This window comes from Chloroflexus sp. MS-CIW-1, from assembly GCF_030444705.1.
Classification (GTDB): Bacteria; Chloroflexota; Chloroflexia; order Chloroflexales; family Chloroflexaceae; genus Chloroflexus.
In genome coordinates, this window is sequence record NZ_JAUBWR010000001.1 from 3,022,492 (window position 1) to 3,040,354 (window position 17,863).

Genomic DNA, 17,863 nt, shown 5'->3' on the forward strand with positions numbered 1-17,863 from the left:
AATGCTCACCTGGAGCGACATATGGTCTTACCTCCGCATCGTGTTGCGCTGGTGGTGGGTAGTTTGCTTGGCGGCAGCCACGGCTGGCGGAGCGGCACTGATCTTTACTCTTCGTCAACCTGACTACTATGTGAGTCGGGTGACATTGCGGGTGGGCGAGTCCCTCGCTGCCATACCTGATCCCCAGACGTTTGGCTTAAGCATTACTGTTGCCGGTTTTTATGCTGAAATGGCGCGCCGTGAGGTCATTCTGGCGCCGGTTGTCGAACAACTCAAGCTACCCTTCCCGTGGCAAGTGATTAGCACGTACATGCTGACGACCAGCGTCAATCGGCAAGCCAGTCTCCTTGACATCACGATCACCGACACCAATCCCCAGCGGGCAGCAGCAATTGCTAACGCGGTTGCCGAGGAATTAATTCGTTTTAGCCCAAACTCGCCGGAAAAAGTGGCAGAACAGCGTAACCTGCTTAACGAACAGATTGCCCGATCACAGGCTGAAATAGATCACCTTGATCGCCAGATTGAACAGGCACGGGCAATGTTAGCTCAGGCAACCAGTGCTACCGATCTCCGCGAAGCGCGTAATCGTCTCCAAGAGTTGGAGCTGGCGCGTGATACAGCACAAAATACCTACGCGCAGTTGCTACGGTTACAGAATACCAGCCTGATTAGTAGTCTGGCAATCTTCGAGGCAGCGAAAGTACCAACGTCACCATTACCAAACAAACGAAATCTGACCGTCGCTATTGCCGCCCTGAGTGGATTATTGCTAGGAATAATAGCTGCTTTTGGCCTGGAAATTATCGATACCCGCTGGCGTAATCATAATGACCTGCGGAGCCGCTTTGGGCTGAACTTTCTCGGTACTGTACCGGGGAAGCGGCCACTGATCGAACTCAACGAAGAAGAAGCCAGACAGCGTCGGCAAGCCGTCAAAGAGGCGTACACCCAGATCGTTCTGGCCGGACTTCCCCGTAACGCGCGGATTCTGATGGTCAGCGGGCCACGTCCTTCAGACGAACGGAGTGCGCTGGTCGTTGATCTGGCTCATTGCTACACCCTGTCGGGGTATCGAGTACTGTTGATCGACGCGGAAACCGAACGGGCGATCCTCAGTGAACTGTTTTCCGATCCCAGTGCAGCCCTCCAACCGATTACGATTGATGGTGAAGCGCAGGTCTGGTCAAGTTTACGCATCACACCCTTGAAAAACGTGTTACTGCTGGCCCGTAATACTGACGAAGATGGCCATCCCCTACCCCCTTCGCAGCCATGGCCAGCTCTAGTCGATGGTCTGCAACGAGCCGCCGATATTTTGATCTTTGATGGCCCATCAACGCTCAGTGGAGTAGAGGCCGCCTTGCTGGCCCCAATGGTTGACGGCGTTGTCCTGGCCCTAAAACCCATCGAAGACAGCAGTCGGGATATTCAACAAAGCTTGAAGCGGTTGAAGTTGAAGCGATCCGACAGTGTGCTAGGGGCAGTTATGCTGGCTGATACATCTACCCTATCAGGAAAACCCGAACGACCGCGCTTGCCGCTCAACAGTTTACACCACCTCCTTAGCGTAGGGCCGTTACGGTTGCTGAATCCTGGAAAGGGCAATAAGGCAAGAGACGCTACACGAACGGATAATGAACCTCGGCCAGCGCGATCGGCGACTACGCCCGGCCCTCATCGTGATGATACTGATAAACGATATTCTCCGCCTGAAGCAGAGATAAGAACACCCAGAGTCATTATCACCCCGCCAGCCGATAGCAGCCAACCAATTGTTACCGCACCACCTATTGCCACCGAAGCGGGTTATGAACGGGCGGTTGGTGAACCACCATTCATAATCGATTATCAGCAAGGCGAACGCCGATCAGCACCGTTCAGACGACCGCCACGACGTCGTTCGATGATGAGCCGTCGGCGACGAGGATGAGTGTCATTCCATGCACTACGTACAGCGACCGATAACACGACGAGCATTTCTATCCGGTATGCTGGCCGCTACCGGGTTAGGGGGAATGGTGGCTTTTGGCATTGAACAGTGGCCGTTGTCGGCGCCTACGACCAACATAAAAGCTCCTCCACTACCTCAAGCGCGTGGTTTTGCACCATTGTTGCTGGCACAAGATCGGGCGCCACAGCCGGATTTTACTGCCTACCTCGCTGAAATCTTACGGACGGAAGGCTTTGTTGGTCTCCGTCAAATCAGTCTGCGGCAGATTAACAGCGACATCAATGGTGCGGTGATCATCGTTGGTTCGGCTCCACTGCCGAAAGAGAGTGTGGAATGGTTATCCCAATTCGTTCGTAGCGGTGGTGGTCTGATTGGTATCCGCCCCGATCCAGCACTGGCCGAGATGTTTGGTGTCGCTTATTTGGGAGTGGTGCAACGCGACGACTCGCTCTATCCTTTACCCTCAACCGGGATCGCTGGCCCCCTCCAACTACACACCGTATACGACCGGGTACGTCTGCGCGGCGCAGAGCTTGTGGCAAGCAGTAGCGATGGCGATCCATTAGTGACAATTCACCAGATCGGCGCCGGCAGAGCTGCCTTGTGGACATTTGATCTGGCGCAAACGATTGCGCTCATCCGACAAGGCAATCCGGCATGGATAAACCAGGAACGCGACCTGATGGAAGGGTTGCGCACAAGTGATCTCTTTGTGGACTGGATCGATCTGGAACGAATTGCTATTCCGCAGGCCGATGAACACCAACGTCTGCTAAGCCGTATGATCGATGAGGTGAGTCCTATTCCCATACCCCGGCTATGGTACTTCCCCGATAACGCCGCCAGTGCGATTATTGCTACCGGCGATGCCCACGGCAGTCGAGTGAGCCATATTGAGCAGTGGTTGAGCATTATCGAACGCCATGCTGGCCTAGCATCGATCTATTACACACCGCCACCGGCAAATACTGCCGGTCGGCTAACGCGCAAACTACGCTGGACACTAAGCCGAACACCGCTGATCGGGGCAGCTATCGCTGGCGATGATCCATTGCCAGGACCACATCACGTGCGTGAATGGCGGGATCGTGGTCATGAATTCGGGATACATCCTTATGTTGAAGACGGGTTGGAAGACGGTTATTACCGGCATTGGTGTGAGTTTATCAAACTCGGCTATGGCCCACTTCCGCCAACGGTACGCACCCATCGCGTCCTCTGGCGCGGCTGGGTAGACAATGCCATCGTTCAAGCTGCATACGGTATCCGAATGAACCTCGATCACTACCATAGCGGCCCGGCAGTGCGCAAACCTGATGGAACGTGGACAATGGGCTATCTCAATGGCAGCGGCCTGCCGCTCCGTTTTGTGAGCGAAGATGGGACGGTCATCGATGTGTATCAGCAGGCAACGCATCTGGTTGATGAACACCTGATGCCGGTGTTTCAAACCGGTTTTGACGTTGGTCTCGACGGAGCACGTGCAGCTATCCAGAGCATAGCTCAGATTGCGACCAGTATTGATCGCTATCCAGCTGCGCTAGGTCTCCAATGTCATGTTGATCCCTTTCTGATCGGCGGCCAAATTGCTCACGAGGTGGCACGCTGGCTTGATCAAATACTTGGCTATGCAGCCGGGATGGGACTACCGATTATGACCGCCGAGCGCTGGCTATCATTTATCGATGTCCGCAACACCAGTGACTGGCTTGAGATAAGTTGGAACGAACAACGCCTCTCCGCAACGATCAGCATCCCGCCATCACCATTCTCGCTGACGCTGCTTGTCCCTGAAACGCACCGCCAAACGCGGCTACGAACGATCAGCCTTGGTCGTGAGAGCATTCCCGGCCAGAAACGACAGATCGCTGGCAAAACCTACCGGATGATCAGGCTCCGTAGCGGTCAACAGCAGATGATCGCTGATTACGCCTCGTTATAGGATTGCACCCAGAGAGTAGTTATGACCATTCCACTACAGCGGTCGATCGGTAAGTATCTCGGCCTAGCCGCTATCAGCGGTAGTATACTCGCCCTTCAGATCACCTTCACCCGAATCTTCTCGCTAATGATCTGGCATCACTTCACCTACATGGTGATCGGTATTGCCCTGCTCGGTGGCGGCGCTGCGGGTACATTCCTTGCCGTGCGACGCTGGGGGCCAGCCAGACTCCAACAACGGTTGGGGCTGCTAGCGCTCGCATTTAGCCTAACCAGCCTGAGTAACCTGGTCGCAATCAACACAATTGCGATTGACCCACTGCGCGCTGCCCAAATTGGCTGGGCAATTGTGGGACTCAGCATCTATTTTATTTGTCTATTCAGTACGTTCTTCAGCGGTGGCCTGGTGATCGCGGCAATCTTTGGGCGCTGGGCAGGCACCTCACACCGGCTCTACTTTGCCGATATGCTGGGAGCAGGCCTCGCCACAATCACCGTATTACAAGTCATACAACTTATCGGTGGACCGGCAGTTATTGTCCTGATCGGGCTTATCGGCGCAGGATCAGCACTCTTACTCGGCTATGAAGCGCGAGGCTGGCAACGCTGGCTGATAGCAATAACCATCGTTGGTGAAACCACTCTGCTCGGTGTGATGATTGCCTTTCCACCAATGTTAGCAGTACCAGGCTCAAAGGAACTGGGTTGGGCTATGCAAGCCCAACAAACCGGACCTGAATTTACCCGGTGGGATGCTGTAGGTCGGGTTAATGTCATGCCGGAAATTATTGTCACCGAGCCGATGATTGTAGGAGCAGTCAGTTCAAACTACGGTATGGAAACTCGTCCGGCGCTACCGCTCAAACTGGTGACGATTGACGGCACTTCGATGACCGGGATGTACCGGTTTGACGGAAGCGATACCGATCTTGAACGATTTCGCTTTTTCGATCATGCGATCATCAGTGCGGCCTACCATGTCAGCACGGCGCATCCACGAACACTGCTGATTGGGGTTGGCGGTGGCCTTGACATTCTCCTGGCCCGTTTCTACAAAGCCTCGCAGATCACGGCCATTGAACTAAACCCAACCATTGTTCAGCTCTTAAAAGGACGCTACGCCGATTACACCGGAAGACTGGCCGAACATCCTTCAACAGAACTCATCATTGCCGAAGGCCGTAGTTTCCTCAGTCGCACCACTGAGCAGTATGACATTATTCAAGGCATTGGACTTGACAACCTGGCGGCTCTGTCAGGTGGAGCATATGTGTTGGCTGAGTCATACCTCTACACGGTTGAAGCCCTCGAACAGGCGATTAGCGCCCTTACTCCAAACGGTATCTTCTCGTGGACGCGCGATGTCAACAATCCACCCCGCGAAATGCTACGCCTGACGGGATTGGCCGCCGAAGCACTCCGTCGCATGGGAGTGCATAATCCGGCAGCTCACATTGCCATCATTGCTAATGAACACGGCGTCAATGCAACGCTGCTGGTGAGTCGCACACCATTCCAACCAGAACAGATCCAACGATTGCGCCAGTGGGGAGTAGCGAACAACTTCACCATGCTACACGATCCCTTCGAGCGACTGAACACACCTTTTGCCGATTATCTCTATGCAAGCAATCCACGGGCTTTTGAACAAACGTACATGTTCCAGATTTTCCCGGTAACTGACGATAATCCCTTCTTTTACAACTATTTCCGTTGGGACAATCTGCACTTTGACAAGACGTATGAAGGACGGCTGAATCGCTTCCCGATCGGCAATCTAATCTTACTGACTATGGCGCTGCTGGCTATCGGTGCTGCAATCGTCTTCATCATCGTCCCCTTAGTTCGCTATCAGCGCGATGGGATACACATACCCGGCGCCTTGCCGACCCTGACCTATTTTAGCCTGTTAGGTGCAGCATATATGTTCATTCAGATTGTGCTGATTCAGCGTTTTACCCTCTTCATCGGCTACCCAATCCATGCGACGACCACAACCATTGCCAGCATGTTAGCCTTTGCTGCAATTGGCAGTCTGGTTATCAGCAAGCACATCCGGAGTGTAGGCGCCTTACGACTGATACTTATCAGTATCGCCTTCCTGACGGTAATCTACATCGTTGCGCTTCCACGACTATTTAGTGCCTGGATGTACTGGCCAGACCTGGCACGGATTGTCGTCAGTATGCTGATCATCGCGCCACTCGCCACCCTGATGGGTATTCCCTTCCCTGTTGGCCTGCGCCAGCTTAGCAGCCGAGCACCAGGGTTGGTGGTCTGGGCATGGGGTATGAATGGCGTCTTTTCGGTATTGGGGTCTGTTTTGGTCATCATCATTAGTATGAGCAGTACTTTCACTGTTGCGATGCTTTGGGGAGCGGCTGGATACAGCGGAGCAGCTCTAGTTGGAAAGGCACTTTGGCATGTAGCTGTTCAAGGTGAGACGGTTGTTACACCGATCAAGCTCAGCAAAACATCGATCCAGACGTCATCATCATAGTCCTTTGCGGCCAACAGATTACGTCTACGACAGAACCAGCGCATTATTGCAGCAGCACCTATGCTGAAGGAGAGCGCATATGCGCACTGTAAGTATAACGACTGAAGCCCGCTCCACTGTGGTTGACCAGCACGCCAGCAGCGAGCGGATCGTTGCGATTGACACATTACGAGGCGTTGCGCTGATCTTGATGGCGCTTGATCACAGTGCGTTCTTCATCGGTGTCGGTTTGCAGGCCGAGTCATACGGTGGTCAGATGGTGACATTGCAAAGTCCTGCTTACTGGCTGAGTGGACTACTAACCAATCTGGCTTCACCCATCTTCTTCTTCCTGGGCGGGTATAGCCTAGCATTGTATGCAGCCGCTCAGCACCGTCGTGGTCGACCAGCACAGGATACAACCCGCTTTATCCTGATTCGGGCATTGGTCATTCTGATCCTTGATCTCACGATCTGCGCCTGGTTTTGGCGGGGCGCCACGCCTTATGTGCACGTCCTCACCAGCATAGCCGCAGCAATGATCGTGCTCGCCGGTCTGCGCCATTTCCTAACGTCGCAACAGATCGGAATCGTGGCAGTGATCACCCTTTTGCTTCATCAACTTTGGATCGGAGTGCTTGCCCCTGAATTGATGAACAATACGCCACAACCCTTCTGGCAAGCATTCTGGCTAACCTATAGCTACGAGACACAACCAGCAATTGGCTTTGCCGTGCTGGGCTGGGGGCCACTGCTCTGGCTGGGGTACGCCGTTGGTCACCACCATCACCAAACCTCTCTACAGCAACCACAACATTGGCTACAGATTGGAGCAGGTCTCCTGATTGGTTGGTGCATCTTGCGCATCATTGGCGGCTTCGGTGATCTGGGATCATTTGGTACTATTGGCAATACACCGGCTCACATCCTGGTGATGAGCAAAGCACCACCCAGTCTGAGCTACTTTGCCTTCAATCTTGGAATCGCAGCATTCATCCTGGCAGCAGCCTATGCCAGATCAAACATCTTTTCCAGCGGCTCTTTGCGCTGGCTCCCAATGGTCGGGCAGGTCTCGCTCTTCTTTTATGTGACGCATATTATCATCTATCACCTCATCGCTCTGGTCATGAGTCAGTTGCCACTGGCCGGACCACGTATCCTTTGGGGGTATCTCGCCTGGGTGAGTGGCTTGATCATACTGATCCCGCTCGGTTTCTGGTATCGACAGCAGCGCAAGCGGTATCCGCAGGTATTGCGTTATCTCTAAACGTGTCCTTGAAGACAACTCAGCTCATCGTTACCCAGGAATGTTCAGACCCGTTCTCAGCACTACATCTGGCAAGAATGAAGATGGTGTCATCTGATAACGACACGCTGTTTAAGATACCGTCAGCCTTTCGTGATAGAGTGGCTTATGCAAACACCTGTACCACGTACCCTGGTAGTGGCAACCAGTGCATCAGTGCCGGGACTGGAAGCAGCGGTTCAGGCCGGTACTCATCAGCGGATCGATTATCTTGAACTGACCAGTAGATTCAAGAGTTGTTATGTCGATCATGGCCTGGTACGACCTCATCGGCCCTTATGCTATCTTGAATCGTTGATACGGTTGGATCTACGGTTAGCATTGCAGGTAGCGCAGCTAGTACGATACAGAGATTATCAGGTTGTCATTAGTCTCTCAGAGCGAGCAGGCATTCCACTGGCTCTCGTGCTACCAACCAACGTGCGTCATCTGGTGATCTTTCATCACGGGATGTCGAAGCAGAAACTCCGATTAATACGGGCATTACGATTACAACAACGGTGGGACATCGTGGCAGCGATCAGTCAGGCGGAAGCGCAAGGGATGTGCAGCGAACTCGGCTTAGCGAAAGATCGGGTGGTCGCCCTCCACACACCGGTCGATACCGAATTCTTTCGCCCGATCCAGAGCACTCAGAAAGCTACCGTCGTTCAGAGCTTAGGCGCATCGCACCGCGATTATGAAACGTTCATTCGAGCCATGAGTCACCTACCGCATATTCCGTGTCATCTCCGGATCGGCAGTAGTTGGGTGAGTGGCGCTGGTATGCTCAAACATGATGTATTGCCGGCTAACGTTAGCTTACAACCGTTTGTCCCTCCAGATCACCTGCGCATCTGCTATCTTCAGAGCCGCATCGTGGTGGTACCCATTCGTGCCAGTACGCAATGGAGCGCCGGATGTACATCAGTGCAAATCGCACAGGCGATGGGCCGACCGGTGATTGCCACCCGCCGACCAGGGTTAGCTGAATACGTGATCGAGGGCGAAACTGCACTGTTGGTCGAACCGGGAAATGTTGAGGAGATGGCAACAGCAATTGCCAGCTTGTGGGACGATCCAGATCGGGCAGAACAGATGGGAAAGGCGGGACGCCGCTTGATGGAAGAGCGATTCACGATTGACCGTTGGCTTGATCGGGTCGAAGAGCTTACGCACTGGATGGTTGACCATCCAATCGCACGCTGAAGTGAGAGAACATGAATCAACTTGCTGGAACAATTCTGCGCAACTCAGTCGTCGGAATGATTGCTCAGGTAGCGATCAAACTCCTCTCGTTTTGTTTTTCGATCTTCATTGTGCGACAACTTGGCGCCAGTGACTTCGGTCAGTATGCAGCCGTCATTGGCTTCGGGAGCGTCTTTCTCTTTATCGCCGATCTTGGGCTGGCACCATATACAGTGCGCGAAGTGGCCCGTTTGCGTAGCGAGCCGCATAATCTGGAAAAAATCCGCGACCTCTATGCTGATGTGCTTGGCCTACGTCTCGTGCTTGCACTCATTGCTGGTGTGTTGGTTGTCAGCGCAGCAATCATCACCGCACGACCGCTGCTGATGATCGGCGCCATTGCCCTCAATGGACTGACGTTGCTTGTCTATGCTGTACACGGCAGTAGTGAAGCTGTGCTGGCCGGCTACGAACGGCTCGATGTGACCGCCGGAATGCAGGTGGTGAATCAACTAATCTTCGTGACGCTAGGCGGACTGGCGCTGTGGCTGGGACTGGGTTACTACGGTTTGATCTTCGCTACCATGATCGGTGTGGCAGTAATGACCGGGCTGGTGGTGCGGGCCTTGTGGCAACTGGGTGCGACACCAGGACGCTGGCGACGCGAGCGCTGGCTGCATCTGTTGCGAGCAGCTTTTCCGTTTGGGGTGATTGGCCTGACGTTAGGGCTTTCGTACCGATTCGATACGGTCGTTCTCAACATCAGCTTCGGTGATAGTGCCACCGGTTATTACAACGCAGCATACAACCTGATCTTCTCGCTGGTTACCCTCTCGAATGTCTTGAATACTGCCCTCTATCCCTCATTGTCGCGTCAGGCCAAAATAGATCCGGCACACCTCCCGCGCATCTACGAACGGATTATGAGCTACCTCCTGATGGTGGCACTGCCTGTCACCGTCGGGGGATTTATTCTGGCCAAGCCACTAACGCTCTTTCTTTTTGGTGAGCAGTATACGGCAAGCATACCCTTACTGGCACTATTGATCTGGACATTACCGCTGATGTTTCTGACCGAATTTCTCGGCTACGTGGTAGTGATCGCCGACCGCGAAGCACTGGTGGCACGTTCGGTCATGATCAGCAGCGGAGTTAATGTTATCGCAAACCTTATCTTTACTTCGCGTTATGGCGCAGTCGCCGCAGCAATCATTACCGTTATCACCGAAGCAGTCCTGGCGGTGCAATATATCTGGCTCTTGCGTGATCAATTGCGTCGTATGCGCTGGCAGGCGCTGTATCGTACCGCCATCGCTGTGGGTGTGATGGCGAGCGTTGTGTATTTGGTACGTGAATGGCCGGTATGGCTAGTCATTGGGAGTGGCGGTATCCTCTACGGCGGGCTATTGGTTGGTCTGCGAATCATTGGGGCAGAAGAAGTATCGTTTGTGCGCAATCTGATCTTGACGCGGCGCTAAGGAGAGCTTGTAATGAGAATCCTGCTGGCAGTTCATCATTTTCCGCCGCGATATAGCGCTGGTGCTGAATTGTATGTGATGCGGCTGGCACGTGCACTCTTGCGGCACGGTCATCAAGCCGAAGTTGTTTGTGTTGAGACAATCGAGGCAACGGAACCATTTCGTGTTGATGTCGAGTCTGATCAATATGCAGGGATACCAGTCTGGCGCTTACATCTCGGCTTGCAAGATGCACCAGCGCAGTGGAGTTACGATAATCTGGCTATTGCCGCCTGGTTCGCACAGCGGGTACAGATCTTTCAACCCGACATTGTGCATTTGCATAGCGGTTATTTGATCGGGATTGGTGCACTCAGGGCAGCTTACGCTCAGGGCATCCCTACGGTTGTTACCCTCCACGACTACTGGTTTCTCTGCCCACGGATTACCTTGCTGCGCGGAGATGGTTCACTATGCCCGCAGCCACCTGCTGATCCCGCAGAATGTGCCTGGTGTCTCCACTTAGATCAACGGCGTTACCGTTGGCCGGCCCGGTTCAGCGCCGGTCTGGCAGGAAAGGTCTGGATCGCTCTTGCGGGGCAGACAGAGCGTACTAGGCAACAGGCACGACGCGACACATTACGCGCAGCATTGGCCCAGGCCGATCTCGTTATTTCACCCTCACAGTTTTTAGCCAATCTGTTTAAGGAATGGCATATACCGGTTCAGACCATTCGCCTGGGCCTACCGCACGAATCATTCGCCAGCATCCCACCAGTGCAGGCAGGATCAACGATACGGTTGGGGTATATTGGCCAAATTGCGCCTCATAAAGGTATCCATCTTCTGATCAGGGCACTCAAACGTTTGCCACCCAATGGGAAACCCATCGAATTGAGAATATTCGGGAATCTCGATCAGCATCCGGCATATACCCGCAGCTTGCACCATCTGATCGGCGGGGATCCCCGTATCCATCTGGCCGGCAAGTTTAGTCACGATCAGTTGCCCAATGTGTTAGAACAGATAGATGTCTTAGTGGTGCCATCGATCTGGTACGAGAACAGCCCAATCGTCGTTCTTGAAGCACGTGCTGCCGGTCGTCCGGTGATTGCCTCACGATCAGGTGGATTGGTCGAACTCGTGCAGGATGAGGTAGACGGGCTACTGTTCACCACAGGCGACAGCCGTGATCTGGCGCGCCAATTACAACGACTGCGGACTGAAGCCGGTTTATTGGAACGACTGCGTGATGGTATTCAACCACCACCATTGCTTGATGAGGAAATGCAGATCATCTTCCAACACTACACTGCCCTGGTCGAGCGTCGTACCGCATCACGAGGAATTGGATGAAACCACGGGTTGCGATTGTTGTCCTGACCTACAACGGTATTCATGACACCCTCGCATGTTTGCAATCACTTGACCGATTGGTCTATCCGGTCGAGCGCTACGATGTAGTCGTTGTTGATAATGCCTCACAGGATGAGACACCGGCAAAAGTACGGACAGCATTTCCACGCACAATTGTGATTGAAAATAATACGAATCTGGGCTTTGCCGCAGGCAACAATGTAGGCTTGCGCTACGCTCAGGCACACGGTTATAACTACGTGCTCTTGCTCAACAATGACACTGAAGTGGCCCCTGATATGCTCGACCATCTGGTGAGTGCTGCTGAAACAGACCGGCGAATCGCGGCGGTCGGACCGATCATCTACTATCACGCTGCACCCAGGCGGGTCTGGTCGGCGGGGGGTAACATTGACTGGCGGCATGGAATTTGTCGAATGGCGGGTGAAGAAGAGGACTGCGGGCAATACGAAGCCCGCACGGTCGATTTCATCACCGGCTGCGCTATGCTGATACGTGTCGATGTGCTGCAACGAATTGGTCTATTCGATGAGCGATTTTTTATGTACTTTGAAGAGACGGAATGGTGTGTCAGAGCCAGCCGGGCAGGCTATACGTGCTACTTCACGCCATTAGCCAAAGTCTGGCACAAAATTCCGCTCAATGCCCGCTTTGACCGGGAATATCTCGCTTACTACATGACCCGCAACCGACTCCTCTTTCTGCGGGTGACTGGGGCCAGTTGGCGTACCTGGTTGCATGTGCTTATTGTGCAAGACCTGCGTACCTACCTGAGTCTCTGTCTACGTCCAAAGTGGCGTACCCGCAAAGGACGTGTCGGTATGCGGCTAGCATGGATTGACTTCTGGCGTGGTCGATTTGGATCAGCGCCGGTACTGGCAGATTAACGTGCGCGAGCGCCGAGGGGTGATGCAGGTTGATCAGATGAGTCTATGATTGGCAAATGTGTACCTGGAAAAGCAAGACCTATGCGCATCCTCGTTCTTTCAACCTGGTGGCCTGAACCTGACGACAACGGTTCACGATTACGGGCGATGGCGATTCTCCGTGGATTAGCCGAACGACATCAGCTCCATCTCATCGCATTTAGCCAGGAGCCGACCACAACCATACGAACAACCGAGATCAGTCGTCTGTGTCGTTCGTGGCAGGTATTTGAGCGGCCTGATCGACCGCTCTCCCTCCGTGATCGACTCGGCAGCCTGACGAGCAGCAAACCGGCTTCGGTACGGGTGCGGTGGAGTACCGCCTTTGCCCAGGCCGTGCTGGATGCTGCAAACCGATGGCAACCCGATGTTGTCCTGGCCCTACAGATTGATGTCGCCCCTTATGCCTGTCTTGTTCCCCAGATACCACGAGTACTTGAAGAGCTAGAACTGGCTGCTATCTTAGAGGATTACCGCAACAAGCACGGGTTCCACCGATTACGCAGCCTCTTGACTGCGATACAGCATCGGCGCTACATCGCGACAATCCTCCCGTCTTTTGCCGCCATTTCCACCGTCTCCGAAAAAGAAGCAGACCTGGTGCAACAGATTACCGGTACACGTACTCCACCCCTGGTCGTTATTCCCAACGGGATCGATGGCAAGGCCTGTGCTGCCTACAGCTATCATCCCGAACCCGACACCCTCATCTACCCTGGTGCACTCTCGTATAGCGCCAATCTTGATGCGGTTAGCTACTTTCTCTATCGTATCTGGCCCCTGATCCGCGCACACCATCCAATGGCACGTTTCCGAATCACCGGTAAGGTAACTGCCGAACAGCAGGCATTACTTCCAGCAGCAAATGGTGTTGAATTTACCGGTTATGTTGATGATATTCGAGCTGTGATCTCACGCCATGCCGTTGAGGTTTGCCCCATTCGGGAAGGCGGAGGAACCCGGCTCAAGATTCTGGAGGCCCTGGCTCTGGGCGTACCGGTCGTCAGTACGAGCAAGGGTGCGGAAGGCCTTATCCTCAACAACGGTGAGCATTTACTGCTGGCGAACACTCCGATGGATTTTGCCCTTGCTACCAGCCGCCTGCTCAGTGATCCACCTCTCGCTCGCCGCCTTGGCGAAGCTGGACGACAAGCCGTGCTGGCCCGTTACGACTGGCGGGTGATCATCCCTCGTTTAGAGGAAGTTTTGACAGAGGTTACCAAACAAAGGACGAGACGCTATGACCTGGCCGAAGCCTGACGTTAGTATCATTATTGTCAATTGGAACACACGTCAACTGCTGCTTAACTGCCTCGCAGCGCTACCGGCAGCGACCAAAGGTCTGGAAACCGAAATCTGGGTTGTCGATAACGGTTCACGCGATGGCAGCGTGGATGCTGTCCAACGATACTTCCCGGATGTATTCATCATTGCCAACCCTGATAATCGAGGCTTTGCCACTGCCAACAACCAGGCTATCCGGGCCAGTAGTGGACGCTACGTTATGTTGCTAAACAGTGATACGATTGCCCAACCCGAATCGATCAGTCGTCTGGTTCATTTCCTCGACACCCACCCCATAGTTGGTGTTGTTGGGCCAAAACTCCTCAACGCCGATGGCTCATTGCAACCATCGTGGGCCTGTTTCCCAAACCTGCTGACCGAACTAACCGGGAAAAAGATACGCTGGCGGCGTCGGTATCCAACCCTTGACGGTTCACCGGCTTATGAAACCGACTGGTTAGATGGCGCAGCGCTACTCTTGCGGCGTGAAGTATTGACGCACGTTGGACTACTTGACGAAGCATATTTTATGTATACTGAAGAAGTTGACTGGTGCTACCGGATCAAGCGCGCCGGCTGGCCGATCTGCTATCTGCCTGCTGCCAGCATTATCCACTTTGGCGGGCAAAGCAGTAAACAGGCTGCAACCCGTATGAAGGCAGAGCTTTACTTTAGTAAATTGCGTTTCTTCGCCAAACACTACGGCCAGGGAACTGCACGCTTGCTCGGATACGGACTCCAGACGATTTTTCTGATTAAAGCGGCCATCGGGAGTATCGTGATTGCCTGGAACGGTGGACACCATCCGGTTGGGGAACAATTTGTGCGTGATGGCGGCTTGCTCTGGGCGGCCATTGGCCGCAAACTGAAACAGCCAGTGTTAGCCGAAACATTTTAGGATACGGCGATGCAATCGTTCTTGCGCCATATCGAGACACCTCATTGGATCGAGCGCCTGCCACGACCACTTGTGTTAGGGGGCTTCCTTAGCGGATTGCTCGTCTACAGCACGCTGATCGGGATCATGTTTGGCACCAATCGCCAACTGATCGGATTGGCACTCCTTGCCTTGCCAGTGTTAATCGTCGGGTTCACCCTCCTCCTGTATCGGTTTGAGTGGTTTGTGCTGATCTTGCCCCTCACCGGGCTGGCAATGCGTCCACTGGCAGTTCCAGCCGGTAATGGGAGTGAATTACCGATCAGTATGCTCTTAACGCTGGCCCTGAGTGGGGGCTGGATTTTGAGCATGATCACACGACGGACATGGCAACTGGCTCCATCTCCACTCAACAAGCCGCTATTGGCGATGATGGCGATCTGTATTTTCTCCGTGCCATGGGGTCTGCTCTGGGCCGATCCGATTGTTGACTGGTGGATTATGGGCAATTTTCGCCTTGCCCAGATTGCTTCACTTCTCTCATTTTTGGGATTGTTAAGCATCCCCTTGCTCGTTGGGCGTTTCATTCAGCATGAATGGCAGATCAAGGCCTACCTGGGCATGTTTATTGTATGCGGCTTGCTCATGACAGCAGCGCAAACCTTTGGGATTGATCACGTTATCCTGGTCGATATGGGGTTATGGGGTCTCTGGTTTGCGCTGCCACTGGCTGGAATCACCTATTTGCAACCAGGAATACACTGGCGTTGGAAATTGATCGGTACCATAATCCTCTGCTGGCATCTCTGGTTGGCAGCTTTGCGGAACTCGCTCTGGATCTCGGGCTGGCTGCCAACAATTGTTGGCTTGTTCATCATGGCTTTTCTTACCTCACGTCGTATCTTTTTCATCCTGTTACTCGCATTTGCTCTCAATCTAGCGGTAGGTCCGGGTAGATATTACGTGGAACAGGTTATTAACGATAATGTAGAAGAAGGTGGTTTAGATCGTCTCGAAATCTGGGCGCGTAATCTTTGGGTGGTACGCCATCACTGGCTCTTTGGCACAGGAGTCGGTGGGTATGCAATCTACAACATGACCTACTTCCGCTATGATGCTCGTTCGACACATAACAACTACTTCGATATCCTGGCTCAATTTGGGGTAGTCGGTTCGGGAATCTGGCTGTGGTTTGCGATAGTAAGTCTGTATTACGGCTGGCAAACCATTTGGATGGCACCGGTCGGTATCCTACGCACAACGGCGATTGTCGCAACGAGTGGCTGGGCAGCCGCACAGTTCTCGATGATGCTGGGTGACTGGGTATTACCTTTTCTCTACAACCAGGGGGTGCCTGGCTATAGATACACCATGTACAGTTGGATCTTTGTTGGTTTGCTAATCAGTATCCGACAAATGATAAAGAGGCAGACAGAGACATGAAGGCGCGATTCGCCCTCGTTGCAGTTGTAATTGCAATTGCATGCAGTTTTAGCGCTGATCATACTGCACGTGGGCAAGGATTCTGGACACAACCTATCGAACTCTCCCCGCCACAGTACGGCCAGGTACCACTCGATCAGCTTGACCGTCGGTATGGCTGGTCATGGTTGCCCGATATGACCCTCGGCCCAGACGGGAGTGTCCATGTCGTCTGGTATGGTGGTCTCATTGTTGACCAGCGCGAAGGCGGCACAATTGATCTGCTGATGTACCGACGGCGTAATGCGGATGGAAGTTGGGAGCCGGTCAGGGAATTAATGGCGCCAGGCACCGGAGGGTATACGGTGCGAACCAGCATCACCCTGGGACGTGATGGAAATCTCCATCTTCTTTACCGGGCAGGGATCAGAATTGTCTATGCTTATGCGCCCTGGAACGTGGCCCAACAACCAACGACATGGTCAGAACCACGAACTATCAGCGATAGTGGCTATTACGTCGCGTTAGCAGCCGATCTCAACGGCGGCTTACATGCGTTCTGGAGTGACGGGGTAACGGAAAATAACAACCCGGAATGCTTCCAATGCGGAGACCTTTTCTACCGACGTTCAACAGATAATGGTGTTACATGGTCACCTGTTGTTGCTGTTTCGCAAAGCGATTTAGGCGATAATCGCCCCCAAGTATGGGTGGATAACCGCAATCGGATTCATCTCGTCTGGGATGAAGGGGCAGACTGGTATATCGGTCAGGGTCAACCGCACTACGGTGTCTACCGACGTTCTGATGATGGAGGGCTAACATGGACAGCTCCGGTTCGATTCAGTTTACCATCAGCCGTTGTGCAAGTATTACGGCAACAACGCCGACGAACCCCGAACGAAGGAACTGTGCCACCCCTCGAAGCGATCCAACAAACAGCATTGGCAGTCGATAGTGAGGGAAATCCGTTTGTAGTCTATCGTGGTGTGCACAATAATCGGCTGTACTTCCAACGCTCCCTCGATGGTGGTGATACCTGGACACCACCGGTTGAGCTACCTTACGTGCGGGCACGTGATATAAACGACAACAATCTCGACTACTATAGCCTGGCTGCCGATGGCGCGAATAATATCCACCTGTTGATGGTTGGCTTCACGGCGACAGCGACGACTGACACCCCACCAGCGCTTATTCACATCGTATTTGACGGCACCCGCTGGCTACCACCACGCATTATTATGCAAAACCAACTCTATCCCGAATTGCCTCGGTTGGCAATCTACAACGGAAATCAGCTTCATGCAGTCTGGTTTACCCGTTCACGGCTGTTTGAAGGTGATCGACCACAAGACCGACCAATTCATCAAATCTGGTATAGCACTGCCCGACTCAACCTGCCGGCACGGCCAGGAATACCACTCTTTACACCAACCCCGCTTCCCCCAATACCAACTGTAGCAGCAGGGATGGCACCATTACCAACGGCCACACCCGTCGCGTTACCTGAAGAAATACGGAACTCACCAGTACTGCAAGAACCGATGAACTGGGAATTACGTGGATTATCAACCATCGGTATTGCCCTTGCCGTCAGCATCAGTCTTATCGGCATCATTGGCGGATTGGTCATCTGGATTCGCTCACGACAATATTGATATGACGGAGTA

General features: G+C 53.4%; 12 protein-coding genes. All 12 read left to right on the top strand.

Translation table 11 applies throughout. The features are described from left to right. Nucleotide 1 precedes the first annotated feature (1 nt). Nucleotides 2-1,933: a polysaccharide biosynthesis tyrosine autokinase gene (locus tag QTO31_RS12060; protein WP_301429251.1), complete on the top strand. Its 1,932-nt coding sequence runs from the start codon at nucleotides 2-4 to the stop codon at nucleotides 1,931-1,933. 10 nt (nucleotides 1,934-1,943) lie between these two features. Next, on the top strand, nucleotides 1,944-3,896 hold the full coding sequence (locus QTO31_RS12065; RefSeq protein WP_301429252.1) for a hypothetical protein: 1,953 nt from the start codon (nucleotides 1,944-1,946) through the stop codon (nucleotides 3,894-3,896). Nucleotides 3,897-3,917: 21 nt separating this feature from the next. Then, entirely contained in the window at nucleotides 3,918-6,395 is a 2,478-nt protein-coding gene (locus QTO31_RS12070; protein ID WP_301429253.1) for a hypothetical protein, read from the top strand. Between the two features lie 79 nt (nucleotides 6,396-6,474). Beyond that, nucleotides 6,475-7,641: a DUF1624 domain-containing protein gene (locus QTO31_RS12075; protein WP_301429254.1), complete on the top strand. Its 1,167-nt coding sequence runs from the start codon at nucleotides 6,475-6,477 to the stop codon at nucleotides 7,639-7,641. Between the two features lie 147 nt (nucleotides 7,642-7,788). Then, nucleotides 7,789-8,868, top strand: coding sequence for a glycosyltransferase family 4 protein (locus tag QTO31_RS12080; protein ID WP_301429255.1), 1,080 nt, complete (start codon nucleotides 7,789-7,791; stop codon nucleotides 8,866-8,868). An 11-nt stretch (nucleotides 8,869-8,879) separates the two neighbouring features. Beyond that, on the top strand, nucleotides 8,880-10,325 hold the full coding sequence (locus tag QTO31_RS12085) for a flippase (RefSeq protein WP_301429256.1): 1,446 nt from the start codon (nucleotides 8,880-8,882) through the stop codon (nucleotides 10,323-10,325). Between the two features lie 12 nt (nucleotides 10,326-10,337). After that, the gene (locus QTO31_RS12090; RefSeq protein ID WP_301429257.1) at nucleotides 10,338-11,660 is read left to right on the top strand and encodes a glycosyltransferase family 4 protein; all 1,323 of its coding nucleotides are present in this window, start codon (nucleotides 10,338-10,340) and stop codon (nucleotides 11,658-11,660) included. Next, nucleotides 11,657-12,568, top strand: coding sequence for a glycosyltransferase family 2 protein (locus tag QTO31_RS12095; RefSeq protein WP_301429258.1), 912 nt, complete (start codon nucleotides 11,657-11,659; stop codon nucleotides 12,566-12,568). The genes QTO31_RS12090 and QTO31_RS12095 overlap by 4 nt, the downstream gene beginning before the upstream one ends. A gap of 81 nt (nucleotides 12,569-12,649) precedes the next feature. Further along, the gene (locus tag QTO31_RS12100; protein WP_301429259.1) at nucleotides 12,650-13,867 is read left to right on the top strand and encodes a glycosyltransferase family 4 protein; all 1,218 of its coding nucleotides are present in this window, start codon (nucleotides 12,650-12,652) and stop codon (nucleotides 13,865-13,867) included. Further along, complete coding sequence (locus QTO31_RS12105) at nucleotides 13,848-14,789, top strand: glycosyltransferase family 2 protein (protein WP_031459486.1); 942 nt, start codon at nucleotides 13,848-13,850, stop codon at nucleotides 14,787-14,789. Before QTO31_RS12100 ends, QTO31_RS12105 begins: the two co-directional genes overlap by 20 nt. A 9-nt stretch (nucleotides 14,790-14,798) precedes the next feature. Continuing rightward, on the top strand, nucleotides 14,799-16,211 hold the full coding sequence (locus QTO31_RS12110) for an O-antigen ligase family protein (RefSeq protein ID WP_301429260.1): 1,413 nt from the start codon (nucleotides 14,799-14,801) through the stop codon (nucleotides 16,209-16,211). Then, nucleotides 16,208-17,851 (top strand): sialidase family protein, encoded by a 1,644-nt coding sequence (locus QTO31_RS12115; RefSeq protein ID WP_031459488.1) that lies wholly within the window; start codon nucleotides 16,208-16,210, stop codon nucleotides 17,849-17,851. Before QTO31_RS12110 ends, QTO31_RS12115 begins: the two co-directional genes overlap by 4 nt. Nucleotides 17,852-17,863: the final 12 nt, after the last annotated feature.